The following is a 24,788-nucleotide window of genomic DNA, read 5'->3' as shown; positions in this document are numbered from 1 at the left end:
TCCGTTGTTCTTGCTGATAAATAAGGGCTGATTTTCTCATGCCGGACGGCTGTAAGGATGCAATGGCCTTCGACAGGGTTTTTGAGTGCTTCATCGGGGTGTCTTTTTGAACCCAGCTATGCCCCTGATACCACCATCGGTTTTATTCATGAATGCCGTTACTCGAAGTAACAAATTCTGAATAGAATTCGCAGGCGCGCGCAGTGTGTACGCGCTTTCAGGCAGTTTTCCCTATTCCCCATCTCGCAGGTCCCAGACCTTGCAGGTCGCCCAGGCGCCCAATTCCCCCATGAACTTCTTTCGCAACCTCAAGCTGGCCAACAAGCTGCTGGTGTCTTTTGTGCTGATCCTGCTGATCAGTGCGGTATCGGGTCTGTATGGCCTGGTCCAGATGGAGCGTGTCAATGCCACGGCCACCGATCTGGCGCGCCAGTGGCTGCCGGCGGCCCGCAACCTGCAGGACATGCGTTATCAGCTTCAGCGCTATCGCTCGCAGACCATGCAGCATGTGATGGCGCAGTCGTCCGAGGAAATGGCGGTCTATGACAAGAGCATGCCCAAGCTCTGGGACGAGCTGGTCCAGAACCAGCAGTCGTATGCCAAGTACGTGAGAACCGACAAGGAGCGAGCCCTGCTGGCCGAAATCGGCGAGGAGCTCAAGGCTTATGCCGTGCAGACGGCCAAGGTGGTGGATCTGTCGCACCAGCTGCTCAACGATGAGGCCAGCGAAATCTTGCGCGGCGAGTCGCTCAAGATCAGCCGCGGCATCAATACACGTCTGGATGCTCTCAGCGAGATCAACCATCAGGCGACCGAGGAAACCAATCAGGCCGGCGATGACCTGTATGCCGCTGCCCGCTGGTGGGTGATGGCGCTGCTGTTGGGCTCCATCGTCATCGGCGTGGCGCTGGCGGTGCTGATCGCACGCTCCATCTCGCGTCCTTTGCAGTCGGCCGTTCAACTGGCCCAGTCCGTGGCTGCGGGCGATCTGAGCGCCAGCATCACCGTGCAAAGCCAGGATGAGGTGGGCCAGCTGCTGCAGGCGCTCAAGGACATGAACACCAGCCTGCAGCGCATCGTGGGTCAGGTGCGCCAGGGCACGGACTCGATTGCCTCGGCCAGCAGCCAGATTGCCAGTGGCAACCAGGATCTGTCCTCGCGCACCGAAGAGCAGGCCAGCTCGCTGGAGCAGACGGCAGCCTCCATGGAGGAGCTGACCGCCACCGTACAGCAGAACGCCGGCAATGCCCAGCAGGCCAATCAGATGGCGTCTGCAGCGTCCCAGGTGGCCGTACGCGGTGGTGCCACAGTGGCCCAGGTGGTGCAGACCATGTCGGCCATCAACGATTCCTCGCGCAAGATCGTGGACATCATTGGCGTGATCGACTCCATCGCCTTCCAGACCAATATCCTGGCGCTGAACGCGGCGGTGGAAGCGGCCCGTGCTGGGGACCAGGGCCGTGGCTTTGCCGTGGTGGCCTCCGAAGTGCGCACCCTGGCCCAGCGCTCGGCCGAGGCGGCCAAGCAGATCAAGCAGCTGATCGACGACTCCGTGAGCAAGGTGCAGGAAGGCAGCACCCAGGTCGACGAGGCCGGCAGGACCATGGACGAGATCGTGATGAGCGTGCGCCGTGTCACCGACATCATGGGCGAGATCTCGGTGGCCAGCCACCAGCAGACCTCGGGCATCGAGCAGGTCACCCAGGCCGTGACGCAGATGGATCAGATGACCCAGCAGAACGCTGCCCTGGTGGAGGAGGCCGCAGCCGCGACCGACGCGCTGCGTAGCCAGGCCGCCGCGCTGGCCGAGACGGTGAGCTTCTTCAAGCTCGGCGCCCAGTCCGGTCTGCAAGCCACGCCAGCCCTGGCGCCTGCCAGGGCTGCGATCAAGGTTCCGGCCCCGCTCAAGGCCCCGTCGGCTGCGCTCAAGCGCCCGGCGATGTCGGCGGGGAGCAAGCCGCCGGTCCTGAGCCCCGCGAAAAGCGCAGCAGCGCCCCAGCCGCAAAAGGTAGCAACGGCAGACGATGGCGAGTGGGAGAGCTTCTAAGTCCGGTACGGGCGTGCGGTGCCGGGCCTGGTGCCGTTAGCTATGCTGCTATTGATTATGGAGCTTCTGTCGTATGTATTCATTGAATTTCAATATGTTTTGTATCTGAAATCCTTTTATATAAGGCGGTATAAGCTTCTTTGTTGATAGCGAGTAACAAGCCTGCTCCCCGGAAACAAAAACACCCCGCAGCCGTGGCTGACGGGGTGTTTTTGTTTCCGGGGAGCAGGAGCGGCGTGATCCGCTCCTGCCGCCTCGCATCAGCCGCCGCGCGTGATGGGCACTTCGGCGTTCTTGCCGTAGCTGCCGTATTTGCCCAGCTCCCATTTGGCAATCGCGTTGCGGTGCACCTCGTCGGGGCCATCGGCAAAGCGCAGCGTGCGTGCTGCGGCATAGGCATAGGCCAGCGGGAAGTCGTCGCACATGCCACCTCCACCGTGGACCTGCATGGCCCAGTCTATGACCTGGCAGGCCATGCTGGGGGCGACGACCTTGATCATGGCGATCTCGGTCCTGGCCACCTTGTTGCCGGCCACGTCCATCAGCCAGGCGGCCTTGAGCGTGAGCAGGCGCGCCATGTCGATCTTGCAGCGCGCTTCTGCAATGCGCTCCTGCGTCACGGTCTGCTGGGCCACGCTCTTGCCGAAGGCCACGCGGCTGCTGGCGCGCTTGCACATCAGCTCCAGCGCGCGCTCGGCCAGGCCGATCAGTCGCATGCAGTGGTGAATGCGGCCCGGGCCCAGGCGGCCCTGGGCGATCTCGAAGCCGCGCCCTTCGCCCAGCAAAATATTGCCGACGGGAACGCGCACGTTCTCGAAATACATCTCCATATGGCCGTGGGGCGCATCGTCATAGCCCATCACGTTCAGCGGGCGCTCGATGCGGATGCCCCTGGCATCGGCCGGGATGATGATCATGCTCTGCTGCGAATGCTTGGCCGCTTCGGGGTCGGTCTTGCCCATGGTGATGAAGACCTGGCAGCGAGGGTCGCCGGCACCCGAGATCCACCACTTGTGGCCGTTGATCACGTATTCGTCGCCCTGGCGCTCGATGCGCGTGCAGATATTGGTGGCGTCGGAGGAGGCGACTTCGGGCTCGGTCATGGCGAAGGCCGAGCGGATCTTGCCTTCCAGCAAGGGCTTGAGCCAGCGCTCCTTGAGCTCGGCACTGCCGTAGCGGGCAATGGTCTCCATATTGCCGGTGTCCGGCGCGGAGCAGTTGAAGACTTCGGAAGCCCATGGCACGCGGCCCATGATTTCGGCCAGCGGTGCGTATTCCTGGTTGGTCAGGCCCGCGCCGTGGTAGCCCGAGGCTTCGGCGCTGTCCACGGGCAGGAACAGATTCCACAGGCCCGCGGCCTGGGCCTTGGGCTTGAGCTTTTCAATGGTTTGCAGCGGCGTCCAGCGCTTGCCGGCGGCCGTGTTGGCCTGCATCTCCTCGGCATACTCCTTTTCCGCCGGGTAGATGTAGTCGTCCATGAACTTGAGCAGGCGTTGCTGCAAGTCCTTGGTTTTGGGCGAGTAGTCGAAGTCCATGAGTGCTCCTTTTATTGTGGGACGGTCAAGTTGCGTGGTGGTGGATAAAAAGTCAGGCGCGCTGAGCAAAGGACCAGGCCAGCTCCGCCATGGGGCGGGCGGTGTCGCCCGAGGCCTTGGCCTGGGCGCTGGAGGCCGTTCCGGCCTCGACGCGCTTGGCAATGCCTTGCAGGATGGCCGCGATGCGGAACATGTTGTAGGCCAGGTAGAAGTTCCAGTCGCGCTGCAGCGTGGCCACATCGGCAATGCCGGTGCGCTGGCAGTAGCGCTGGATGTAATCGCGCTCGGCAGGGATGCCCAGGCCCGCGATGTCCAGCCCCGCGATGCCGCGGCCCAGCTCGGCCGGTATATGCCAGCTCATGCAGTGGTAGCTGAAGTCGGCCAGCGGATGACCCAGCGTGGACAGTTCCCAGTCCAGCACGGCGATCACGCGCGGCTCGGTGGGGTGGAACATCAGGTTGTCCAGACGGTAGTCGCCATGCACGATGGAGACACGTCCCTCGTCGCGCGCGCTGGCCGGCATATGGGCGGGCAGCCACTCCATCAGCTTGTCCATCTCGGGAATCGGCTGGGTGACGGAGGCCACATACTGCTTGCTCCAGCGACCGATCTGGCGCTCGAAGTAATTGCCGCTCTTGCCGTAGTCGGCCAGGCCGCGCTCGGCAAACTTTACGCTGTGCAGGGCCGCGATCACGCGGTTCATCTCGTCGTAGATCTCGGCGCGTTGCGCAGGCGTCATGCCGGGCAGGGACTGGTCCCAGAGCACGCGGCCTTCCATGAACTCCATGATGTAGAAGGCGCGGCCGATGACGGATTCATCCTCGCACAGCGCATACATATGCGGCACGGGCACATCTGTGCCGGCCAGGCCCTTCATCACGCGGTATTCGCGCTCGATCGCATGGGCCGAAGGCAGCAGCTTGGCCACGGGACCGGGCTTGGCGCGCATCACATAGCTTTTGCCGGGCGTGATCAGCTTGTAGGTGGGGTTGGACTGGCCGCCCTTGAACATTTCCACCTGCAGCGGACCTTCAAAGCCTTGGACATGACGGCTCATCCAGTCGGTCATGGCATTGGTATCAAACGCATGCTGATCGGAAACCGCGCGGGTGCCGACGAAATGCTCATAAGTGCTCATGCTGTCTCAGTCCTTTGTTCGATTTGTGATGGGCAAGGCGCAGCCCGCCACGCCGCACAAAAGTGCAGCGAGCGAATGCGTGAAAGGGGGGAGTTGCCGCAGAACGCGCGGCGAAGATGCAAGAAAGCGTGAACGCTGAGGACGGCCAAAGATAGCTGCCCCGAAAACAGGCGCAGCCCAAGAGTGAGACATCAAGCAAGGGCCGCCCCGCAGCGAAGATGTCGTCCCCCCTTGGGGGGAAGCGGCGGGGCCGCCCCCGGCAAAGCGGCTCAGGGGGGTCAGTGATCCGTGTCTGCAATACGCAGCAGCGTCACCCGGTCGCGCACGATGAGGCCACCCGGTTCGATGCGAATGACTTCCTCGCGCTCCATGGACTTGAGCTCCTGGTTCACGCGCTGGCGCGAGGCGCCCAGCAACTGCGCCAACTCTTCCTGCGCCAGATGCAGGCCGATGCGGATCTCGTTGCTGTCCGACAGGCTCATCACGCCATAGCTGCGCGTCAGGTGCAACAGCTGCTTGGCCAGGCGCGCGCGCAGCGGCAAGGTGTTGAGGTCTTCCACCAGGCCGTAGAGCTGACGCACGCGGCGCGCATTGAGGCGCAGGATCGCTTCGGAAAACTCCACATGCTCTGCCAGAATGCGCTTGAAGTCCGCCTTGGAGACGCACAGCAACGTGGTCTCGCCATGTGCATAGGCGTCGTGCGTGCGCTTGTCGCCATCCAGAATCGCCACATCCCCGAACCAGATGCCCGGCTCCACATAGGTCAGCGTGATCTGCTTGCCCGTGATGGAGGTGGAGCTGACCCGCACCGCTCCACGTGCACAGGCAATCCACTCCTCGGGCGGTTCGCCGCGAGCGCAGATGAGCATGCCATCTTTGTATCGTTTGACGTAAGCGCATCGAAGAATGTCGTGCCGCAAAGAGGGCGAAAGGGATGAAAACCAGCGACCAGAGTTGATCGCCTCACGTTCTTCCATACTAAGAATTGGCTCGTCCATGTTCTGTCTTATGCGTGACTGGTAACCGCCCCATTGTCGCGTGTGGGACCGGCTGTGCCGCAACTGCGGGACTCAGGGTTGTCACCTGTGCGTCCGCTTTTACCGCGAACAGGGCTTGCGCCGATCAAGAAAACCCAGCAGATATGCGGTCTGCGGCGCGACGGAAAACAAAAATGCCCGCGGGCTGCGGGCATTCAGTCTTGTCATCTGCGGTATTTCATGCGCCGAGTTTTTCAGGCGCGATGGATCTGTGGCTTCAAGTGAAAATAGCTGGTAGCTCTTATCTTTAAAGCATTCCAAGCTATTGAATTAGTAGTGCGTGGATTCACGCAGCAGCTTGCATGCGCGCCAGCAGATGCTTGGCCGCAGCTTCCGGATCGGGGGCGTTGACCAGGGCGCGCACCACGGCTACCGAGCCCACGCCCGTGGCACGCACGGCGGGGAACAGGTCCTCGGAAATGCCGCCAATCGCCACCAGCGGGTATTGCTGCATCAGTCGCACATAGGCCGCCAGACGCGCCAGACCTTGCGGGGCAGTCGCCATCTTCTTGAGCGTGGTTGGGAATACGGCGCCCAGGGCGATATAGCTGGGCTGGACCGCATGGGCGCGCACCATCTCGGCGTAGCCATGGGTGGAGACGCCCAAGCGTGTGCCCGAGCTGCAGATGGTTTCCAGATCGCGCTGGCCGATCACGTCCAGATCTTCCTGACCCACATGGATGCCGTAGGCGCCTGCGTCCAGCGCAGCCTGCCAGTGGTCGTTGATGAACAGGCGTGCCTGCGTGCCCTTGACGGCTTCGACAGCAGCCTTGACTTCACGGGCCACGGCGGCCTGGTCGCCGGATTTGAAGCGCAGCTGCACCGTGGGCACGCCCGCGCGGGCCATGCGGCCCACCCATTCGGCCGTGGGCAGCACGCCATACAGGCCCAGCTCGCGCGGGCAATGGGCAAAAGCCAGTGCCGGGTCGGCCTTGCCGAGACCGAAGTCGCGTGGGTCGTCGGGCCAGTGGGTGACATCGAAATGATTGTTGCGTTCGCTCTGGCACTGCCAGGCCTGGGCCAGTGTTTGTGCATCCACGGCGATAAAGCCCAGCTCGCTGCAGGCTTCCAGCGCAGCCAGATAGGCGGGCTCCTGGCGCAGCGCGGGCGGCACGGGCTGGGGCGTCAGCTCGACCGAGTTGGCATCGTGGTGCAACTGGGCGCCAAAATGGGCACAGTGCTGGTGGACGATGGCTTGCGCCAGGGCCTTGATTTCTGCGGAGTCCATGGGCCGGCCTTTATTCCTGATGCCAGAAAGGGGTGCCCAGCACGGGCGTGCTGGGCTGGGCGGCGTTCTGTTCGGCCATGGCGCCAGCGCGCCAGGCGGCGTGACCGGCATTGACGGCATCGGAGAATGCGCCGGCCATGGCTACGGGGTCTTCGGACAGGGCCACGGCGGTGTTCAGCAGCACGGCGTCATAACCCCATTCCATCACGGTGCAGGCATGGGAGGGACGGCCCAGGCCGGCATCGACGATCAGCGGCACCTTCAGGCGCTCGCGCAGCATCTGCATGGCATAGGGGTTGATGGGGCCGCGGCCGGTGCCTATGGGCGCAGCCCAGGGCATGACGGCCTGGCAACCCACGTCGACCAGTTTTTGGCACAGCACCAGGTCGTAGGTGGTGTAGGGCAGGACCTGGAAACCGTCCTTGATGAGGATGGAGGCAGCCTCCACCAAGTTGAGCGTGTCGGGCTGCAGCGTGTAGTCGTCGCCGATCAGCTCCAGCTTGATCCAGGGTGTGTCGAAAACTTCACGCGCCATCTGGGCCGTGGTCACGGCTTCCTGGATGGTCATGCAGCCTGCCGTGTTGGGCAGCACGGGCACGTTGAGCTTGCGCAGCAGTTCCCAGAAGCTGGCGCCGGTCTCGGCCGCATTGCTGCCCTGGCGGCGCAACGAGGCCGTGACCATGGCGGGCCTGGAACGCTCCACAGCCGCTTCGAGAATGGCGGGCGAGGGATAGCGCGAGGTGCCCAGCAGCAAGCGGCTTTCAAAACGTTGGCCGTAGAGAACCAGGGTGTCGTCGGTGGTTTTTGTATTCATGATTTATCTATATCTCTTGTCTTTGTACCGCAATGCGTGTGAAGCCCAGTGAGCCTCAAACAGACATGTGCCCAGTCAGTGACACCGAGCAAGAGCCGCCTCGCCGCGAGGGTGTCGCCCCCAGGGGGAAGGCGCGAAGCGACTCAGGAAGGTCATTCCTAGCCGCCTGTCACTGGAGAGATGACTTCCATCCTGTCGCCCTCGTTGAGCGCATGGTCGGCGTACTGCGTCTTGGGCACAAACACCGTGTTGACCGCCACGGCAAACGGGGGCTTGGCCTGCATCTGCGCCAGCGCATCGGCCACGGTGGCATGGGCTTGCAGCTCGGTGGCTTGCTGGTTGAGGGTGATCTTCATGGCATGAAACAGAAAATAAAGCGGGTGCTAAGTTAAACCTCTGCACGGCGGCGCTTGCGTGCGCAGGAGGTGCAAGTGCTGTGCGCCAAAGTTCGGGCTCGCGGCTCAGCCGCGATGCACGGCGACATCGAACTCGCGCGCCAGCGGCGAGTCGTTGCGGTCCACCAGCTCCAGCACCACGTCGAGCATGGCGGGCGAGATCATGAAGCCGTGGCGGTAGAGGCCGTTGACTTCCATGACGCGCGGCGTCAGCAGGCGCACGGCGGGCAGATTATCGGGCAGGGTGGGGCGGCACTGGGTGGCGATCTCCACAATCCGGCCTTCGGCAAAGCCCGAGTGCACGGTATAGGCCGCGCTCAGCAGCTCCAGCGTGGAGCGCACGCTGGCCGGCGACATATCGTCGGATTCGATCTCGGTCGCGCCAATCACGAACAGATGGTCTTCCTTGGGCGCGATATAGATGGGGTAGCGTGGATGGATCAGGCGTGTGGGGCGCTGCAGCGTGACTTCGGGCGCATGGATGCGCACCACCTCGCCGCGAATGCCGCGCAGCTGCTTCCATTGGCTGCGGGCACCCAGGCCCCGGCAGTCGAACACGAAGTCGGGCTGGCCGGCCTCGCCGGGACGGAAGTCGCCGACCTCGCGCGGGCTGTCCCAGTGCAGCTGCACGCCCAGGGCGCTGAGCTTGTCGACCAGCGCTGTCAGCAGCTGACGGTTGTCGAGCTGGCCTTCGCCGGGCAGATAGACGGCCTGGTTGAAGCGTCCCTGCAGCGCGGGCTCGCAGTCCTGCAGCGCCGCGCCGGTCTTCTCCTGCATGGCCGGCAGGCTGGGGTTGATGCGCCGGTTTTTCTCCAGCAGACCGAAAAAGCGCGCCGCATCGCCCTGATCCTGGCGGTGCCAGAGAATCAGCGTGCCGTTTTGCTGCAGAAACACATGCTGCTCGAGCTGAGCTATGAGCTCGGGCCAGCGCTTGAGCCCATGCTGGCCCATGCGCACCACGCCGGGCTCGGTAATGGCCGACTCGGCCAGCGGCGCCAGCATGGCAGCCGCCACGCGCGCCGCAGCACCATCGCCTTGCGGGCCATGGGTGTCATAGAGGTCGATGGCGTGACCGCGCTGGGCCAGGGCCAGAGCCAGCAGACGGCCCATGAGGCCGCCGCCGAGAATTGCGATCTTTGAAGAAGCTTGTAGCAATGACATGTGCAAATCGTTTTCCATCCGGACACAGGAACAGGGCCATGTGCAGGACAAAACGCGGCATGCCTTGCGGCTTGTGAAACTCCCCACGCCAGCATGACCTGGATCGGGTGCAGGGGGCACAGGGCACGGATGGTGCTCTGGTGCGCAGCCCGTGGCTGGCGCAGCCCCAGGGTGTTTCTCAGTCCGCACAGGCTGCTTGCCTGCGGGACACCCCTGTTTCGTCCGTTGGACATTACAGCACAACCGCAAACAGCACGCATTGACCATGCGCATGGGCGATAATTTTTGCCATGACAGTGATTGCTTCTTCCTCCATTTCCGGCGCCGCAAAAAAGCGCTACGCACGCGTGCTCTCCATTGCCGGCTCGGACAGCGGCGGTGGTGCCGGCATCCAGGCCGACCTCAAGACCTGTGCGGCACTGGGTTGCTACGGCATGACGGCGATCACGGCCATCACCGTGCAGAACACGCTGGGCGTGACGGGTATTCACGGCATTCCGCTCGATACCGTGCGCGGCCAGATCGATGCCGTTGTGCAGGACATAGGCGTCGATGCCGTCAAGATCGGCATGCTGGCAACCCCCGATGTGGTGAGCGTGGTGGCGGATGCGATCCGTCGCCACGGGATCAGGAACGTGGTGCTGGACCCCGTGATGGTGGCCACCAGCGGCGATCGCCTGATAGTTCCCGAGACAGCACAGGCGCTGGTCCAGGAGCTGTTCCCGCTGGCGACGGTGATTACACCCAATCTGGATGAAGCAGCTTTGCTGCTGGGTCGCAACATCGACGGCATTGCAGCGCTGGATGCGGCCGTGGCCGATCTGCTGGCCATGGGCGCGCCTGCAGTGCTGCTCAAGGGCGGGCATCTGAGCGGCGACTTGGTCATGGATGTGCTGGGCCGGCAAGGCCGGCAGGCCGGCGACTATCTGCGTCTGCAATCGCAGCGCATCGTCACCCATAACGGCCATGGCACGGGCTGCACGCTGTCGTCGGCGATTGCCTCCTTCCTGGCCCAGGGGCTGGCGCTGGAGGCCGCGGTGACCGAGGCGCGCAGCTATATTCTGGGCGCCATCGAGGCGGGCGCCGAGGTCTATACCGGCCAGGGTCACGGCCCCCTCAATCACGGCTATGCGCCGCGCGCGCAGCTGATCGTCGAAGGCTGATTGCCGGCACCCGCAAAAAAGGCCTGCTGCTGCAGGCCTTTGCTTTGGGTGTTCGTGTTGCAGGGCTTACCAGCCCCAGACCAGATTCTTGGCCACCCAGCCGCTCTGGCCGTTGCTGCGCTGGACCTGGGCCCAGCTGCCTTGCTTTTTCAGAGTCTGCAGCACCTCATGCTGCTCCAGCTTGCCCACGCGCTTGTGCTTCTGGCCGGGGCCGGAGCGCAGATTGGCCGTGCGCGCCGTCACCACCATATGCGGGCTCTTGCTGGTCAGCGGGGCGTGGACCCAGCCCAGCGTGGACTCATGGTCCTTGACGCGCAGCCACTGCCCCTTGCGCTGGGTGACTTGCAGCGGATAGCCCTTGCTCAGTTCCCAGAGGGTTGCGGAGCGGGTGTTGGGCTGCTCGCGCACATTCACGGTCGTGCCCTTGATGCTGACAAATTCCTGGGCTTGTGCGAGGGCCGGCAGCAGGCCGGCGGTGAGCGCACCCAGCGCGATCAGGCTTGAAGTGGCGGCGGTGCGGATCCAGCGGTTGCAAGGCACGGGGCAGATTCTCCTTCGAACGATTAAAAACAGGCTGTAACCCTCATCGGACTTGCGTGGCTAGCTATAGTTCCTGTAGAAAGCTGACAGGGGCTGAACACCCGACAGTCATAAAGGAATGCCATGAACCAGCCAGTTCGCGCCCCTGGGAGCGCCTCGTTGACCACCCGATTGACGCTTGCGATGACGGCTCTGGCCGCCGCGACCCTGCTCACGGCCTGCCAGAGTAGGGCGTCGGCGAATGCTCCGGCTGTAACACCTGCCGCCGCTGCGGCGCCAAAAGCCGGGGACCCGCAGATGCCGGGCCAGCAATTGCTGGCCGCTGCCGCGCAGGGCGATGTCGTGGCGGTGCGCAATCTGCTGGCCGGCAACGCGCCTGTCGACGTGCAGGACGCCCGGGGCAATACCCCGTTGCTGCTGGCCACGGCGGCCAACCATATCGAGGTGGCGCGATCGCTGCTGATGCACGGTGCCAGCCCCAATATCCAGAACCAGATGCAGGATAGCGCCTATCTACTGGCCGGCGCGCAGGGCCGGCTGGAGATTGTGCGCATGACGATTTCCTATGGCGCCGATCTCAAGAGCACCAACCGCTATGGCGGCACGGCCCTGATTCCGGCCTGCGAGCGCGGCCATCTGGAAACAGCCCAGGCGTTGATCACGGCTGGCGTGGATGCGAACCATGTCAACCGGCTGGGCTGGACCTGCCTGATGGAAGCCGTGGTGCTCAGCGACGGCGGGCCGCGCCATCAGGCCATCATCCAGGCCCTGATCGATGCCAAGGCCGATCTGAACCTGCCCGACAAGGATGGGGTGACGGCCCTGGCCCATGCACGCCAGCGCGGGCAGAAGGCCGTGGTTCATATGCTGCAGGCGGCGGGCGCCAAGTAAGAACAGAGGAGATGGCTGCAGAGCCTTTCTACCGCGCGTGTGATGCTATTGCTTTTGAGTTTCAGTCAGGCAGCAACGGAGCGAGGCTGCAGCTGGCGTGTGGCGACTGCCACCACAAAGGTCAGCGCCAGCGTGGGCAGGGCCGAGCCCAGGGCCGTGCTGACATAGGGCAGCAGGTGATAGAAGGCAATCCCCAGCACCCAGATGGTCACGGCATCCCAGCGCACGGCGGGCGCTTTTTGCATCAGTTGTACGGCATCGGTGCCAAAGGCCAGGCGACCCAGCATCACGCCGAACAGCGGCACAAAGCAGGAGCTGAGCAACAGCAAAAACGGTTCCAGACTGTGCATGGGCAGTACCATGGCCAGCGCCGTGCACAGGGCCGCGATCAGCAGGCCCCAACGGCGAATGCTCCAGCGCGGTTGCAGGCTGTGGGCCGACATGGCGCCCGAGTAGGCATCGCCATAGGCGTTGTCCACCTCGTCGATCAGAATCAGCGACAGCGCAATCAGCCCGCCCTGGGCCAGCAGCAGGGCCGTGACCAGGTCTTCGCTGGGCAGGGTCAGGGCCACCAGCACGCCCAGGGAGTAGCACCAGATATTGGCCAGGGCAAAGCCGGTCCAGGCGCCCGTCAGCGCGGACTTTCCGCTTTTGCCGTGGCGCGCATAGTCGGCCACCAGCGGCAACCAACTGATGGGCATGGCGATCACCAGATCGACGGCGCCGAGCATGCTCATGCCGCCTGCACCTTCGCGGGCCATCAAGTTGCCCAGGCCGGTGGCGCCGGCCATTTTGAGGAATTGCCAGCTCAGCCACAGCAGCGAGGCAATCACCAGCGGCAAGGCCACGCGCGAAATGATGCGGCGCACCAGGGTGGTCATGGAGCCGCTCATCAGCAGCAGGATCACGCCACCCCAGAGCAGCGTGGCCAGCCAGGGCCAATAGGCAGCGCCCATGATGCCGCTTTGTTTGCCCAGCGCCACGGTCGCGTCACGCATCACCACCAGCTCGAAACTGCCCCAGCCCAGCAGCTGGATGATGTTGAGCACGATAGGCAGTCGTGCGAAGCGGCGGCCGTAGACACTGTGCATCAGCCCGGCGCTGGACAGGCCGCTGTCGCAGCCCAGCTTGCCCACCCAGCCCAGCAGGCCGGCGCCGATCAGGGAGCCGATGGCTATTGCAATCAGCGCATGCAGCGGGCTGAGCGCAGGCAGCAGATAGGCGCCCATCTGCATGACCAGCAGGCCAACGCCCAGACTGAACCACAGCGAGGCATGGTCGCGCCAGGCAAAGACGCGCTCCTTAGCCGTCACCGGGGCCAGGGCCCGATTGGCCGATGTGGAAGAAGATGAATTCATGAATGCTCCGCCAGAAAAACGAAGCAGGGGCCGCATGGTTTGCGCGGCGAGCCAGCAAAGACATGGCCAGTCGCGGTCTGACACCTTGGACAGCTTCCCTGCGCGAGGATGATCTCGGACAAGCGGTGGTCAAGACACCGCTTGCGCAATCAGGTTCAAAGGGACTCTCTCAGCCCTGACCGGTCATGGTCAGGACACCCCCAGCATTGCTGCCTGCCTTGGGCTGCAGCGAGCGCGATTGTGCCAGACATGCTGCGGCGGGGCAGAACTGCAGCGCAAAGCTGTGTTGCAAATGCTTGCAAATCAAAGTGCCTGTCTTGACCCCGTTGCGTCTGCTGCTGCGTTTCAGCCTCCGACAAGTTTGTTTCAGCCGCTGTGGCTGTATCTTGAGGAGGCCTTGTCCATGTTGTCTGTCCCTATCGAACCCCCGGTTCCTGGTTTCTTGCTGTCGCGCGGCCGTTTGCTGCGCGCTTCGCTGCTCTGCGCTGCCGCGATGGTGGCCGCCACGCCGGCTTCGGCCTGGATGCGCGGCAACCCAAAGCTGGCCCAGATCAGCATCGTCGAACGCGCCACGGGCCGGGTACTGCCCCAGTACAGCCACGAGGGCGAGCTGTGGGTGGTGGGCCGCCCCGGTGCCAATTACGCGGTGCGCATCCGCAACCTCGAGAGCCGCCGCATCATGGGCGTCATCAGCGTCGACGGGGTCAATGCCATCAACGGCCGCACGGCGAGCTCCCGCGCCGAAGGCGGCTATGTGCTGGATGCGGGCGACAGCTACGACGTGCGGGGCTGGCGCAAGAGCAATGACAACGTGGCTGCGTTCTATTTCTCCGAAAGCGATATGTCCTATGCCGCCAGAACAGGCCGGTCGCAGGATGTGGGCGTGATCGGAGTTGCGCTGTACCGCGAAAAGCTGCCCGAGCCTGCTGCCTACCAGGGGCCGCTCCATGAGCCGCAAGCGCAGGCCAGTGCCTCGGCGGCTGAATCTGCAGCGGCGGATGTCGCCGTGCCTCAGGCCGCCAGCAAGAGCCGCAGCGCCGAGCGCCGTGCGCCACAGGCCTCGCCGACCCCCTCGCTAGGCACGGGCCATGGCGCGGTGGAGCGCTCGCAAGTCACCCAGGTGGACTTCGAGGCCGATACAGACCAGCCCCGGCAGATGGTGCGCATCCGCTACGACAGCTATGCCAACCTGGTCGCCAGAGGCGTGATTCGCGAGCCCCGTCCACGGCCGTCCCAGCCGCGCGCGCCCAATCCTTTTCCCGGGGACAACGGCTTTGTGCCGGATCCACCCCGCAACTGAGTTGATTGCGCTGTCGTCGGAGTTTGCATAATCGCGGGCATGCTTGCACCGCCGCTTGCCCAAGCCCAACTCGCCGATGAAGCCCTGATGCGCAGCTATGCCGCAGGGCAGGCCACGGCGTTCGAGACGCTTTATGCCCGGCACAGCCTGCGCATATGGCGCTATTTCTATCGCAACACGGGCGATGCGGCGCTGGCCGACGATCTGGCGCAAGACCTCTGGCTTACCGTCGTGGACTGCGCCTGCCGCTATGAGGTGCGCAGCAGGTTCACGACCTGGCTGTTCACCATGGCGCACAACCGCCTGGTCGATCACTGGCGCAGGCAGCGGCCGGGCATCAGCCTGTCGGCAGACACGCAAGAGTCCATGCGGCTGGCCGAAAGCCTGTTTGCTGCCTCGGGCTTCGAGCCCGAGCAGCATCTCGATCGTCAACTCATGGCCCAGGCCATCCTGGCAGCGCTGGCCCGGCTCCCGGCCGAGCAGCGCGAGTGTTTTCTGCTGCAGGTCGAGGCTGATCTGACGCTGGCCGAAATTGCCCAGGCCACCGGCGTTGCCGAGGAAACGGCCAAAAGCCGCTTGCGCTATGCGCGTGCCAAACTACGCGCCGCGCTGGAGGAACTGGCATGAATATGCACCCCGAAAACCCGTCTGGCGACGACAAGCCCGATGCGCTGCGCGAGCTCTACCACGAGGCCGTGGCAGAGGATCGTGGCCCCAGTGCGCAAAGCAGCGCAGCCATCCTCAAGCGCGCACGCCAGCGCGCGGCAGCTGTGGGGCAGGAGCCCACGGAGCCTATGGACAAGCCTGCCGCCAATGACCGCTTCTGGCTGCGTCATGCGCTGGGCGGACTGGCGGCCGTCGGACTGGTGGGCTGGCTGATGCTGCAGCACGCCGCCTGGTGGAGTGGGCCGGACAAGGAGGGCGAGCGAGATTCCAGGGCCGAAGCAGTGGCCCAGCCAGCTGAATCGCAGCCGGCTCCGGCAGTTGAGGGTGCGGATCGCGCCGCCCTGGTGGAATCGGCTCCGGGCGCGGCGGCGCTGGCGCAGAAATCCACGGAAAAAAAGACTCGAATCCAGGCAGGGAAAACACCAGAAGCTATGGATATGGAAGCATCTATAGCTGCATCAGCCCCTGTGCTGCGGCCAGAGGTTGCTCCGGCCCCGGGTGCGGCAGCCTCTGCCAGCCTGGCGCGCTCCGCAAAGCCGGCTGCCAAAGCGCCATCCCGCAGCGATGAGACCACAGAACCTGCTGCCACGGCGGAGGCCATGGCGCCGCAGATCTCCAGGTCAAGCGCGCAATTGCCGCTATGCCCCTTGACGGCCGAGGTGCATGGCAACACGCAAGCTGCAAAAGAGGGGGCGGACAAAGCCTCAGGCATCGCAGGCAAGCCGCTGGATTGCCGCCCGCGAAAGCATGGGGAAACGCAGCCGGATGATGCCAAGTCTGGGTGGGATGCTTCTAAATATATAGCATATCCGCCACAGTGAGACAAAAAAAGCCCGCTTGACGCGGGCTTGGGTGATGGTCTGGCCAGTACTTTTGGGTACTGACGTTAGATCATGTTACTGGATTTTTGCGCTTTTGCGCAGCTGATCTTGGAACTGCTGCTCTTTTTGCTGCTGCAGCTGTTGCGTGATCTGGGGTTTGACATCTTCAAACTTGGGCATTTCGGCCTGGCGCTCGTCATCCATGCGGATGATGTGCCAGCCGAACTGGCTCTTGACGGGCGCGTCGGTCATCTCGCCCTTCTTGAGCTTGATCAGGGCTTCGGTGAACTCGGGTACGTAATTGTTGGGGTTGGCCCAGTCCAGATCACCGCCACGGGCACCCGATCCGGGATCCTTGGATTCCTTCTTGGCGATGTCTTCAAACTTCTTGCCGGCCTTCACCTCGGCAATGATGGCCTTGGCGCGGTCTTCGGACTCCACCAGGATGTGGCTGGCCTTGTATTCCTTGCCGCCATTGGCAGCGACGAATTTGTCGTACTCGGCCTTGGCTTCGGCATCGGTCACGGGGTTTTTCTTGCGGAAGTCGTCAAACAGCGCGCGGATCAGCACGGTCTGGCGTGCCATTTCCATCTGCTGCTTGTAGGCTTCGGAGCCGGCCAGACCGCGGCGGTTGGCTTCCTGCATGAAGATTTCACGGGCGATGACTTCATCCTTGATCATCTTTTCCATCTCGGGCACAACGGGCTGGCCGCTGGCTTCGATCTGGGTCTTCAAGGCATTGACGCGGGCCATGGGAACGGCCTTGCCATTGACGATGGCCACATTCTGGGCCGAGGCGGACAGGGCGGCTGCGCCCAGAACAGCGGCGGCCACGATGCGGGCCAGTTGCTTTTGTTTCATGCTCATTCGAGTTGTGATTGAGAAAAGTGAGTGAAGTTCAGTCCATACGCAACAGGCTCCCGTCAAGGAGCCTGTGGTCAGAACAGTGCGTTCTCAAAGTACTTCAATGGCGATGGCATGAACACCCTGGTCAATGAAGTCTTGCAGTGCATCATACACAAGGCGGTGGCGTGCCACGCGGGTTTTTCCATCAAAGGCAGGGCCGGCGATGCGCACGCGAAAATGCGTGCCCACACCGCTGTCGTTGGCGCCGGCATGACCGGCATGCTGATAGCTCTCGTCGATGACTTCGAGTCGGGTCGGGGCCAGACGCTGGCGCAGGGCGGCGTCCATGGCCTGGGCACTGATGGTCACGCTCATGGCTGCTTGTCCTTGGCTTCGGCTGCGTTGGGCACGCCGTCCTGGGGCAGGTAGCGGCTCATGTAGATGGCTTGTGCAATCACAAACACCACCATCAGTCCCATGCCGCCAAACAGCTTGAAGTTGACCCAGGTATCGGTGTCGAAGTTATAGGCTACCCAGATGTTGAGTCCGCCCATGGCGGCGAAGAAAGCAGTCCAGGCCCAGTTGAGTTTGAGCCAGATGGCGTCGGGCAGTTGCAGCTGCGCGCCCATGACGGAGCGCAGCAGGTTCTTTTTGAACACCAGCTGACCGATCAGCAGCGCGCCGCCCATGAGCCAGTAAAGCACCGTGGGCTTCCATTTGATGAAGTTGTCGTCATGGGCCAGCAAAGTGGCGCCGCCAAACAGCACGATGACGCCGAGGCTCATCCATTGCATGGGTTCGATCTTGCCGGTCTTGAAGCGCAGATAGGCGATCTGCGCCACGGTGGCGGCAATGGCCACGGCCGTGGCGGTGTAGATGCCCCAGACCTTGAAGGCCACGAAAAACAGGATGATGGGGAAGAAATCAATCAGCAGCTTCATGCGCGAAATGGTAGTCGTTCTGAAATTCAGACTGTGCAGTACCGACAAGGTTCCCGGTGCTGCGAGCAAAGTCGCATCATGCACCAAAGCGCGGGTCTTACCGTGGGCAAAGCCTTGTACGCCGGACGGATTCAGCTATCAAAGCTGATGTGCAAGGCCGGCGCAGAAAGCCTGATTGGAAGCGTAGCCCTTGCTGCTCAAGCCTTGCCAGCTCTTATTTTGGGGGCTCGTCCTGGAAATCCAGCGAGGCCGAGTTCATGCAGTAGCGCAGGCCGGTGTCGGTGGGGCCGTCGGGAAAGACATGGCCCAGATGGGCTCCGCAGTTGCTGCACACAGTCTCGGTGCGCACCATGCCGTGGCTGCGGTCCACGATATTGGTGATGGCGCCGGGCAGGGCCTGGTCAAAGCTGGGCCAGCCGCAGCCGGCGTCAAACTTGGTATGGGAGTCGAACAGCTTGTTGCCGCAGCAGATGCAGTGGTAGCTGCCATCGGCCCAGAACTGCTCGTATTTGCCGGTGAAAGGTCGCTCGGTGGCTGCGTGGCGTGTGACCTGGAAGGCCGCAGCTTCGGCGCCCTTGTCCTGCAACAGGGCTTGCCATTCTTGGTCGGATTTCTGGACAGGAAAGCTCATGATGAACAGCTGATTTCAATCGAGGAAGCCCAGTCGGGCGGGAAGCCGGCCCAGTCGGCGTGGTCCGGGTGCGAGTCATAAGGCGTCTGCAACACGGCCAGCATCTGCTGCACCGGGGCGAAGTCACCAGCCTGGGCGGCGCGAATCACGGTTTCGCCCAGATGGTTGCGCAGCACAAAGCGCGGATTGGATTTTTGCATTAAATCGACGGTCTGTGCTTTGTCCACTTGCGCCAGCTGCTCTGAATAAGTGAGTGACCAGGCATCAAAGCTGGCCCGGTCAAGAATGATGTCACGCAGTGGCTCAAAGTCGATTTTCGTTTCCTGCCTTTGTGCAACAGCATCGGTCAGGCGGCTGAAAAAGATGGTGTAGTCCACCTTGCTGTCGGCCAGGATCTGCAGCAGCGGGTTGACCAGCTGCGCAAAGCGGCCTTCGGTGGCAGGCGTGCCGGCCTCGTTTTCGGGCAGGCCCAGCTTGGCCAGCATCTGGCGCGCATAGGCGGCGGGGAAGACGGTCTTGTAGGACTCCAGCGCAGCAATCGTCAGCTCTTCGTCGCCGATCAGCGGCAGCAAGGCCTGGCCCAGGCAGTAGAGATTCCAGTAGGCCACCTGGGGCTGGCGGTTAAAGGCATAGCGGCCCTGGCTGTCGCTGTGGTTGCAGATATGGCCGGGGTCGAAGGCATCGAGAAACTGGAAGGGGCCGTAGTCGATGGTCAGGCCCAGAATGCTCATATTGTCGGTATTCATCACACCATGGCAAAAGCCCACGCCTTGCCACTGGGCCATCAGTCGGGCAGTGCGCTCGCTCACGGCCTGCAGAAAATTGGCATAGGGATTGCCTTTCAGTGCAACGGCCGTGCGGCATTCCGGGTAATGCTGGTCTATGACCAGATCGGCCAGGGTTTTAAGTTCGGTCTGCATGTCGCGCGCGGCGAAATGCTCGAAATGGCCGAAGCGGATGAAGCTTTCGGCCACACGGGTCACGACGGCGGCAGTTTCCATGGTCTCGCGCGCCACGGGCAGGGGCGAGCCCGTCAGCGCCAGCGCTCGCGTGGTGGGAATGCCCAGGGCTGCCATGGCTTCGCTGCAGAGAAATTCGCGAATCGACGAGCGCAGAACGGCCCGGCCGTCGCCCATGCGTGAATAGGGGGTGCGGCCAGCGCCCTTGAGCTGGACTTCAAAGCCCTGCTCAGTCTCGCCCAACAGGATGGCACGGCCATCGCCAAGCTGGCCGGCCCAGACGCCGAACTGGTGACCGCTATAGACAGTGGCCAGCGGCTTGCTGCCGCCTTTGCCATGGCCGGAGACGGCATTGCCGCTGAGGATTTGCAGCGCTTCGGCGCTGTGCAGCCACTCGGTGTTCAGACCCATCCAGCGGGCCGTGCTGACGCTGGCGGCAATCCAGTGCGGCTCTGGCACGGGCGTGGGTTGGAGATAGGTGAAAAAAGCCGGGCCCAGAGCTTCGAAGCGGCCGGGCTTGCGCCATTGCGGGGCAGGGGATTCGCTCATGCAATCATTGTGCTTGAGCAGCATCAAGGACAGGGTTTGCAGGGTTGTTGAGCCGGTTTCCGTTGGGGAGCAGCCTAGGTTTTTCCCTGAGTGCGCGCACATCGTTCAGAGGGAGGATGCAGACAAAGGTCGCCAAGGTTACGCATTGGTGACAGTCCTCAGATGACGGCCTGGAAGCCCGCGCTAGGATGCTTCCCGATCATCACAACGATATCCAGGAGACTGCCAATGTTGGGTCTGATGCAAAGCCAGCCGCTGTTGATTTCTTCCCTGATCGAGTTTGCCGCGCGCAACCATGCCGATGGAGAGATAGTCTCCCGCCGTGTGGAAGGCGATATCCACCGCTACACCTACAAGGATCTGGCGGCGCGCTCGCGTCAGCTTGCCAACAAGCTCGATGCCATGGGCCTGGTGCCGGGCGAGCGCGTGGCCAGCCTGGCCTGGAATGGCTATCGCCACATGGAGATGTATTTTGGCGTCAGCGGCTCGGGCCGGGTGTTGCACACCATCAACCCGCGCCTGCATCCCGAGCAGGTCGCATGGATCGTCAATCACGCCGAAGACAAGGTGCTGTGCTTTGACCTGACCTTTTTGCCCATCATCCAGGCCGTGCATGCCAAATGCCCGCAGGTGCAGCAATGGGTGGTGCTCTGCGATACAGACCGGCTGCCGGCAGACAGCGGCATTCCAGGCCTCGTCAGCTACGAGAGCTGGATTGCGGGCCAGTCCGATCAATACCGCTGGCCGCAGTTCGACGAGAACACCGCATCCAGCATGTGCTACACCAGCGGTACGACGGGCAACCCCAAGGCCGTGCTCTACAGCCACCGCTCCAGCACGCTGCACGCCTATGCCGCAGCACTGCCCGATGTGATGTGCCTGTCGGCCCGTGATTCGGTGCTGCCCGTGGTCCCCATGTTCCACGTCAATGCCTGGGGCTTGCCATATTCGGCGGCGCTCACGGGCTGCAAGATGGTCTTTCCGGGCCCGGCGCTCGATGGGAAGTCGGTCTACGAGCTGATCGAGTCGGAAGGCGTGACCTTTGCTGCTGGCGTGCCCACCGTCTGGCAGATGCTGCTCGGCTATATGAAGCCGGGCGGCCTGCGTTTTTCCAAGCTCAATCGCACGGTGATCGGCGGCTCCGCCTGCCCGCCCGCCATGATCACCGCTTTCCAGGACGACTACGGCGTGGAGGTGCTGCATGCATGGGGCATGACGGAGATGAGCCCGCTGGGCACGCTGTGCACGCTCAAGAACAAGCATCTGGAACTGCCCAAGGAAGAGCAGATGAAGATCCGGCAGAAGCAGGGGCGCGCGATCTATGGTGTGGAGATGAAGATCGTCAACGACGCCGGTGACGAACAGCCCTGGGATGGCAAGAGCTATGGCGACCTGCTGGTGCGCGGCCCCTGGATCATCGACAGCTATTACAAAGGCAGCGGCAACCCCCTGGTGCGCGGGGCTGACGGCCACGGTTGGTTCCCGACGGGGGATGTGGCGACGATAGACCCCGATGGCTATATGCAGATCACCGACCGCAGCAAGGATGTGATCAAGTCCGGCGGCGAATGGATCAGCTCCATCGATATTGAAAACATCGCCATGGCCAACCCGGCCGTGGCCATGGCGGCCTGCATAGGCATGCCGCATCCCAAGTGGGACGAGCGCCCCATCGTGGCCGTGGTCAAGAAGCCCGGCGCGGAAATCACGCGCGAGGAGTTGCTGAAGTTCTATGAGGGCAAGACAGCCAAGTGGCAGATTCCCGATGATGTGGTGTTTGTGGACGCTATTCCAATCGGTGCCACAGGCAAGATGCTCAAGACCCGTCTGCGCGAGGAACTCAAGGACTACCAGCTGCCCACGGCGGTCTGAACGTTCCCCGGCCTGGCCGGAGCAAAGCCATCATCGTGAGATGATGGCTTTTTTGCCTGTGCCTTTTCTGGCGCCATTGGTTGACATCCATGCCTTCAGCTCCCGGTTTTTGCGACTGCTCGCCACCCTTGATATCGGATGGTGGTCGTGCCCACGATTTGCCGCGACGCCAGCTTCTCGGAGCCGCCTTGCTGGGCGGGCTGGGTGCATGGAGTCTGCCTGCAGCAGCCTGCGGGCCAGAGACTGTCGCCCCGGCTGCGCCGCGCAATGTGTGTCTGGAATGTCTGGCACGCCGGGCACAGCAGCGCTCGGCCTTTGTGAACAAGGAGTTGCCATGAGCGCCGGGCCGCTGTGGCCGCAAACAAGGCCTGCACGCAAGAGCTGGCCTCTGCGCTGGTCGCAGCTCAATTCGACCGGCAAGCCAACAGGCAAGCCCTTGCAGCTGTATCTGTTGCTGGATGCGGCGCAGAACCAGGACTTGTTGGCACAGGTGCCGGAAAGCGGTGCCGAGGCCTTGTTTGCTTTCACGCGCGCGAGCAAGGAGGGCAAGCTCAGTCCCTGGTTGGTACACCTTGGCAGCACTGCTCAGGCCTTGAAAACGCCACAGCAGAATTTTCTCGATGCCGTGCTCGATGTGGTGCAGGCCAGCCCTTGTGCCAGCTTGCTGGCAAGCGAGTGCGAGATGCCGGTGCTGCTGGCCCATCTGCGCCTGGCCATGGATCCAAGATTGCCTGGCGGCGACGGCAGCTATCTTGCCTTCTGGGACCCTGCCGTGCTGGCGGCCTTGCTTGGGCAAAGCGATCCGGACACGCAAACCGGCATCGAACCCGTGCTGCGCCCCGCACAGTGCCTGGCCTTGCTGGGTCCGGTTGCACGCTGGTGGTGCTGGAGCCGATCGGGCCGGTTGCATGAATATGCGGTGGCTGATTTTGTCGGGCCTGCGGCGCCCCTGCCGCTTCAGCTCGGCACCGCTCAGGTCGATGCGTTGGTAAAGGGCAATGTGCCCGATCTGCTGATCTATTACCTGAATCTGAACCAGGTCCATCTGCGCGACAGATTGCCGCCGCTGGCAATGCATTGGTTTGCGCGTCAGCAACTGGAGTTTGCGCGCCGCCATGGGCTTGCTGGTACGCGCGACCTGCTCAACTATCTGTGTCTGGCGCTGATTGCAGGAGCACGCTTTGATCAATTGCCCGGAGTGGTCGAACTGCTGGCCAAGGTCAAGGCCGGCAGGCTGAGTTTCGACGAGTTGATGCGCGATATAGGTCCGCATCTGGAGGACAGGGAACTGCCGGAGCCGCAGGTGCTGACCAGCTCCAGCGGCCTGCCGCTGACGGAAAGCCAGTTGCCGCTCTAGGTCGCTGAATCAGATAAGTCTCTGCACTTTTATAGGCGGGCGCCAGCAGCTATTGTTTTGGGAGCTTCGGCCTGAGGTAAACCCTGCAGTCGCCAAAGTGATATGCGCTAGGGCAACCCCCAGGCCGCAGGCGCTGGCTTGCCCTTTAGTCTGGGCGTCGCTCATAAACACCAACGGAGACGCTCTATGAAGTTTGCAATCAAGGCTTTGACAGCATCGGTGATCCTGGCGTGCGCGGGGAGTGCGATGGCCCAGAAGGGAGAGACCGTCAAGGTCGCCTGGATTGACCCGCTCTCGGGCCTGATGGCAGCGCTGGGTTCCAACCAGCTCAAAAGCCTGCAGTACGTGGCAGAGGAACTCAACAAGGGCAATGCTTCGGGGGTGAAGTTCGAGATCATCGGCATCGACAACAAGCTCAGCCCGCAGGAGACCACGGCCGCGCTGCGTTCGGCCATGGACCAGGGCGTGCGCTATGTGTTCCAGGGCAACGGCTCGGGACCGGCGCTGGCCATCATGGATGCGCTGGAAAAGCACAATGCGCGCAACAAGGGCAAGGAGGTCGTGTTCCTCAACTATGCGGCCGTGGACCCCGATCTGACCAACAGCAAGTGCAGCTACTGGCATTTCCGTCTCGATGCCGATACTTCCATGAAGATGGAGGCCTTGACCACGTATATGAAGGACGTGCCAGAGATCAAGAAGGTCTATCTGATCAACCAGAACTACTCGCATGGCCAGCAGGTGTCCAAGTACGCCAAGGAGATGCTCAAGCGCAAGCGCCCCGATGTGGAAGTCGTGGGTGACGACTTCTCGCCGCTGGCCCAGGTGCGCGACTTCGCGCCCTATGTGGCTAAGATCAAGCAGTCGGGCGCAGACACGGTGATCACGGGCAACTGGGGCTCGGACCTGGCACTGCTCATCAAGGCTGCCAACGATGCGGGCCTGAACAACGTCAAGTTCTACACCTATTACGCCATTGCCACGGGAGCTCCCACGGCCATGGGTGCCGCAGCGGCCGGCAAGGTCTATATGGTGGGCTACGGCCACTTGAACATGCCCGGCGCCATGGACAAGATCGTCAAGGGCTTCAAGGCCAAGGTCAACGAGGATATGTACACCGGCACCGTGTACACGGGGCTGAACATGCTCGATCAGGCTTTTGCCAAGGCCAAGACCACCGATCCCGTAAAGGTCGCGGCGACCATGGAGGGCATGAAGTTCCAGAACTACAACGGCGAAGTCGAGATGCGCAAGAGCGACCACCAGCTGCAGCAGGGTCTGTACATCGCGCGCTGGGAAAAGGCCGGCGGCAAATACCCCATGGACTCCGAGAACACGGGCTATACCTTTGCACCCGTGAAGTACTTCGAACCCTATGTGGCCAGCACTCCCACCAGCTGCCAGATGAAGCGTCCCTCCTGAGGCGATGCGAGAGAAGCGGATTTCGGGGCGCCCAGGTGGCGCCCTTTTTTGATCGCGGGTTTCATTCGTCTGCAAGTGCGATCAGCTGTCGCGCAAGTGTCGCCAACTGCCGCGAAT

24 protein-coding genes and 1 riboswitch are annotated in these 24,788 nt (G+C 62.8%); of the genes, 10 read left to right on the top strand and 14 right to left on the bottom strand.

The window, feature by feature from the left end; translation table 11 throughout:
- The first annotated feature begins 289 nt into the window (after positions 1–289).
- The gene (locus EIC84_RS15745; RefSeq protein ID WP_003061251.1) at positions 290–2,047 is read left to right on the top strand and encodes a methyl-accepting chemotaxis protein; all 1,758 of its coding nucleotides are present in this window, start codon (positions 290–292) and stop codon (positions 2,045–2,047) included.
- 260 nt (positions 2,048–2,307) lie between these two features.
- Here the strand turns inward: EIC84_RS15745 and EIC84_RS15740 are convergent, their stop codons facing one another.
- The 7 genes from EIC84_RS15740 to EIC84_RS15705 all read right to left on the bottom strand — a co-directional run bounded on the left by EIC84_RS15740 (position 2,308) and on the right by EIC84_RS15705 (position 9,355).
- On the bottom strand, positions 2,308–3,582 hold the full coding sequence (locus EIC84_RS15740) for an acyl-CoA dehydrogenase family protein (RefSeq protein ID WP_003061252.1): 1,275 nt from the start codon (positions 3,580–3,582) through the stop codon (positions 2,308–2,310).
- Between the two features lie 52 nt (positions 3,583–3,634).
- Positions 3,635–4,720 (bottom strand): phosphotransferase, encoded by a 1,086-nt coding sequence (locus EIC84_RS15735; protein WP_003061253.1) that lies wholly within the window; start codon positions 4,718–4,720, stop codon positions 3,635–3,637.
- A gap of 278 nt (positions 4,721–4,998) precedes the next feature.
- A complete protein-coding gene (locus EIC84_RS15725) occupies positions 4,999–5,718 on the bottom strand; it encodes a Crp/Fnr family transcriptional regulator (protein ID WP_034349335.1) in 720 nt (239 codons plus the stop codon).
- Positions 5,719–6,043: 325 nt separating this feature from the next.
- On the bottom strand, positions 6,044–6,985 hold the full coding sequence (gene thiE / locus EIC84_RS15720) for a thiamine phosphate synthase (RefSeq protein ID WP_003061256.1): 942 nt from the start codon (positions 6,983–6,985) through the stop codon (positions 6,044–6,046).
- A gap of 10 nt (positions 6,986–6,995) precedes the next feature.
- Entirely contained in the window at positions 6,996–7,799 is an 804-nt protein-coding gene (locus EIC84_RS15715) for a thiazole synthase (RefSeq protein ID WP_003061258.1), read from the bottom strand.
- Positions 7,800–7,957: 158 nt separating this feature from the next.
- A complete protein-coding gene (thiS, locus tag EIC84_RS15710; RefSeq protein WP_003061260.1) occupies positions 7,958–8,155 on the bottom strand; it encodes a sulfur carrier protein ThiS in 198 nt (65 codons plus the stop codon).
- A gap of 105 nt (positions 8,156–8,260) precedes the next feature.
- Positions 8,261–9,355 (bottom strand): FAD-dependent oxidoreductase, encoded by a 1,095-nt coding sequence (locus EIC84_RS15705; RefSeq protein WP_080554069.1) that lies wholly within the window; start codon positions 9,353–9,355, stop codon positions 8,261–8,263.
- A gap of 63 nt (positions 9,356–9,418) precedes the next feature.
- Positions 9,419–9,580, bottom strand: a riboswitch (TPP riboswitch).
- Positions 9,581–9,645: 65 nt separating this feature from the next.
- On the opposite strand from EIC84_RS15705, the gene thiD reads away from it, so the two are divergent.
- Positions 9,646–10,518 (top strand): bifunctional hydroxymethylpyrimidine kinase/phosphomethylpyrimidine kinase, encoded by an 873-nt coding sequence (gene thiD / locus EIC84_RS15700; protein ID WP_003061263.1) that lies wholly within the window; start codon positions 9,646–9,648, stop codon positions 10,516–10,518.
- Between the two features lie 66 nt (positions 10,519–10,584).
- Here thiD and EIC84_RS15695 read toward each other — a convergent pair whose 3' ends face one another.
- Positions 10,585–11,058: an SH3 domain-containing protein gene (locus EIC84_RS15695; RefSeq protein WP_003061264.1), complete on the bottom strand. Its 474-nt coding sequence runs from the start codon at positions 11,056–11,058 to the stop codon at positions 10,585–10,587.
- Between the two features lie 123 nt (positions 11,059–11,181).
- Here EIC84_RS15695 and EIC84_RS15690 point away from each other — a divergent pair, with 123 nt between their 5' ends.
- Positions 11,182–11,949, top strand: coding sequence for an ankyrin repeat domain-containing protein (locus EIC84_RS15690; protein WP_034361163.1), 768 nt, complete (start codon positions 11,182–11,184; stop codon positions 11,947–11,949).
- Between the two features lie 65 nt (positions 11,950–12,014).
- Here EIC84_RS15690 and EIC84_RS15685 read toward each other — a convergent pair whose 3' ends face one another.
- Entirely contained in the window at positions 12,015–13,307 is a 1,293-nt protein-coding gene (locus EIC84_RS15685) for a cytosine permease (RefSeq protein ID WP_003061268.1), read from the bottom strand.
- Between the two features lie 403 nt (positions 13,308–13,710).
- On the opposite strand from EIC84_RS15685, the gene EIC84_RS15680 reads away from it, so the two are divergent.
- From EIC84_RS15680 to EIC84_RS15670, 3 genes are read left to right on the top strand one after another with little or no spacing between them, the layout of a single operon-like run.
- Complete coding sequence (locus EIC84_RS15680; RefSeq protein WP_003061272.1) at positions 13,711–14,607, top strand: hypothetical protein; 897 nt, start codon at positions 13,711–13,713, stop codon at positions 14,605–14,607.
- Positions 14,608–14,646: 39 nt separating this feature from the next.
- On the top strand, positions 14,647–15,234 hold the full coding sequence (locus tag EIC84_RS15675) for a sigma-70 family RNA polymerase sigma factor (protein ID WP_003061273.1): 588 nt from the start codon (positions 14,647–14,649) through the stop codon (positions 15,232–15,234).
- The gene (locus EIC84_RS15670; RefSeq protein WP_003061275.1) at positions 15,231–16,094 is read left to right on the top strand and encodes a hypothetical protein; all 864 of its coding nucleotides are present in this window, start codon (positions 15,231–15,233) and stop codon (positions 16,092–16,094) included. The genes EIC84_RS15675 and EIC84_RS15670 overlap by 4 nt, the downstream gene beginning before the upstream one ends.
- 75 nt (positions 16,095–16,169) lie before the next feature.
- On the opposite strand, the gene EIC84_RS15665 is transcribed toward EIC84_RS15670, so the two are convergent.
- The 5 genes from EIC84_RS15665 to EIC84_RS15645 form a co-directional block, all read right to left on the bottom strand.
- Positions 16,170–16,955, bottom strand: coding sequence for a peptidylprolyl isomerase (locus tag EIC84_RS15665; protein WP_034358635.1), 786 nt, complete (start codon positions 16,953–16,955; stop codon positions 16,170–16,172).
- Between the two features lie 93 nt (positions 16,956–17,048).
- Positions 17,049–17,315: a BolA family transcriptional regulator gene (locus tag EIC84_RS15660; RefSeq protein WP_003061279.1), complete on the bottom strand. Its 267-nt coding sequence runs from the start codon at positions 17,313–17,315 to the stop codon at positions 17,049–17,051.
- On the bottom strand, positions 17,312–17,881 hold the full coding sequence (locus EIC84_RS15655) for a septation protein A (RefSeq protein ID WP_003061281.1): 570 nt from the start codon (positions 17,879–17,881) through the stop codon (positions 17,312–17,314). Before EIC84_RS15655 ends, EIC84_RS15660 begins: the two co-directional genes overlap by 4 nt.
- Positions 17,882–18,095: 214 nt before the next feature.
- Positions 18,096–18,512 (bottom strand): peptide-methionine (R)-S-oxide reductase MsrB, encoded by a 417-nt coding sequence (msrB, locus tag EIC84_RS15650; RefSeq protein ID WP_003061283.1) that lies wholly within the window; start codon positions 18,510–18,512, stop codon positions 18,096–18,098.
- The gene (locus EIC84_RS15645) at positions 18,509–20,044 is read right to left on the bottom strand and encodes a YdiU family protein (protein ID WP_003061285.1); all 1,536 of its coding nucleotides are present in this window, start codon (positions 20,042–20,044) and stop codon (positions 18,509–18,511) included. Before EIC84_RS15645 ends, msrB begins: the two co-directional genes overlap by 4 nt.
- A gap of 204 nt (positions 20,045–20,248) precedes the next feature.
- Here EIC84_RS15645 and EIC84_RS15640 point away from each other — a divergent pair, with 204 nt between their 5' ends.
- From EIC84_RS15640 to EIC84_RS15625, 4 genes are all read left to right on the top strand, one after another.
- The gene (locus EIC84_RS15640; RefSeq protein WP_012838921.1) at positions 20,249–21,892 is read left to right on the top strand and encodes a 3-(methylthio)propionyl-CoA ligase; all 1,644 of its coding nucleotides are present in this window, start codon (positions 20,249–20,251) and stop codon (positions 21,890–21,892) included.
- An 89-nt stretch (positions 21,893–21,981) separates the two neighbouring features.
- Positions 21,982–22,230 (top strand): hypothetical protein, encoded by a 249-nt coding sequence (locus tag EIC84_RS15635; RefSeq protein ID WP_123975007.1) that lies wholly within the window; start codon positions 21,982–21,984, stop codon positions 22,228–22,230.
- Complete coding sequence (locus tag EIC84_RS15630) at positions 22,227–23,249, top strand: DUF4123 domain-containing protein (protein ID WP_003069500.1); 1,023 nt, start codon at positions 22,227–22,229, stop codon at positions 23,247–23,249. Before EIC84_RS15635 ends, EIC84_RS15630 begins: the two co-directional genes overlap by 4 nt.
- A gap of 186 nt (positions 23,250–23,435) precedes the next feature.
- Positions 23,436–24,671, top strand: coding sequence for a branched-chain amino acid ABC transporter substrate-binding protein (locus tag EIC84_RS15625; RefSeq protein WP_003053735.1), 1,236 nt, complete (start codon positions 23,436–23,438; stop codon positions 24,669–24,671).
- The last annotated feature ends 117 nt before the right edge of the window (positions 24,672–24,788 follow it).

Origin of the sequence: Comamonas sp. A23 (assembly GCF_004522605.1) — a bacterium.
GTDB classification, from domain to species: Bacteria; Pseudomonadota; Gammaproteobacteria; order Burkholderiales; family Burkholderiaceae_C; genus Comamonas; species Comamonas thiooxydans.
The sequence above is the reverse complement of the archived record's forward strand: the minus strand, read 5'-3'. Positions and strand labels throughout refer to the sequence as shown.

Excerpts from the sequence above, each read along its gene's own strand:
- EIC84_RS15745 (WP_003061251.1), top strand. The coding sequence starts at position 290 with ATGAACTTCTTTCGCAACCTCAAGCTGGCCAACAAGCTGCTGGTGTCT.
- EIC84_RS15740 (WP_003061252.1), bottom strand. The coding sequence starts at position 3,582 with ATGGACTTCGACTACTCGCCCAAAACCAAGGACTTGCAGCAACGCCTG.
- EIC84_RS15735 (WP_003061253.1), bottom strand. The coding sequence starts at position 4,720 with ATGAGCACTTATGAGCATTTCGTCGGCACCCGCGCGGTTTCCGATCAG.
- EIC84_RS15725 (WP_034349335.1), bottom strand. The coding sequence starts at position 5,718 with ATGGACGAGCCAATTCTTAGTATGGAAGAACGTGAGGCGATCAACTCT.
- thiE (WP_003061256.1), bottom strand. The coding sequence starts at position 6,985 with ATGGACTCCGCAGAAATCAAGGCCCTGGCGCAAGCCATCGTCCACCAG.
- EIC84_RS15715 (WP_003061258.1), bottom strand. The coding sequence starts at position 7,799 with ATGAATACAAAAACCACCGACGACACCCTGGTTCTCTACGGCCAACGT.
- thiS (WP_003061260.1), bottom strand. The coding sequence starts at position 8,155 with ATGAAGATCACCCTCAACCAGCAAGCCACCGAGCTGCAAGCCCATGCC.
- EIC84_RS15705 (WP_080554069.1), bottom strand. The coding sequence starts at position 9,355 with ATGTCATTGCTACAAGCTTCTTCAAAGATCGCAATTCTCGGCGGCGGC.
- thiD (WP_003061263.1), top strand. The coding sequence starts at position 9,646 with ATGACAGTGATTGCTTCTTCCTCCATTTCCGGCGCCGCAAAAAAGCGC.
- EIC84_RS15690 (WP_034361163.1), top strand. The coding sequence starts at position 11,182 with ATGAACCAGCCAGTTCGCGCCCCTGGGAGCGCCTCGTTGACCACCCGA.
- EIC84_RS15685 (WP_003061268.1), bottom strand. The coding sequence starts at position 13,307 with ATGAATTCATCTTCTTCCACATCGGCCAATCGGGCCCTGGCCCCGGTG.
- EIC84_RS15680 (WP_003061272.1), top strand. The coding sequence starts at position 13,711 with ATGTTGTCTGTCCCTATCGAACCCCCGGTTCCTGGTTTCTTGCTGTCG.
- EIC84_RS15675 (WP_003061273.1), top strand. The coding sequence starts at position 14,647 with ATGCTTGCACCGCCGCTTGCCCAAGCCCAACTCGCCGATGAAGCCCTG.
- EIC84_RS15670 (WP_003061275.1), top strand. The coding sequence starts at position 15,231 with ATGAATATGCACCCCGAAAACCCGTCTGGCGACGACAAGCCCGATGCG.
- EIC84_RS15665 (WP_034358635.1), bottom strand. The coding sequence starts at position 16,955 with ATGAAACAAAAGCAACTGGCCCGCATCGTGGCCGCCGCTGTTCTGGGC.
- EIC84_RS15660 (WP_003061279.1), bottom strand. The coding sequence starts at position 17,315 with ATGAGCGTGACCATCAGTGCCCAGGCCATGGACGCCGCCCTGCGCCAG.
- EIC84_RS15655 (WP_003061281.1), bottom strand. The coding sequence starts at position 17,881 with ATGAAGCTGCTGATTGATTTCTTCCCCATCATCCTGTTTTTCGTGGCC.
- msrB (WP_003061283.1), bottom strand. The coding sequence starts at position 18,512 with ATGAGCTTTCCTGTCCAGAAATCCGACCAAGAATGGCAAGCCCTGTTG.
- EIC84_RS15645 (WP_003061285.1), bottom strand. The coding sequence starts at position 20,044 with ATGCTGCTCAAGCACAATGATTGCATGAGCGAATCCCCTGCCCCGCAA.
- EIC84_RS15640 (WP_012838921.1), top strand. The coding sequence starts at position 20,249 with ATGTTGGGTCTGATGCAAAGCCAGCCGCTGTTGATTTCTTCCCTGATC.
- EIC84_RS15635 (WP_123975007.1), top strand. The coding sequence starts at position 21,982 with ATGCCTTCAGCTCCCGGTTTTTGCGACTGCTCGCCACCCTTGATATCG.
- EIC84_RS15630 (WP_003069500.1), top strand. The coding sequence starts at position 22,227 with ATGAGCGCCGGGCCGCTGTGGCCGCAAACAAGGCCTGCACGCAAGAGC.
- EIC84_RS15625 (WP_003053735.1), top strand. The coding sequence starts at position 23,436 with ATGAAGTTTGCAATCAAGGCTTTGACAGCATCGGTGATCCTGGCGTGC.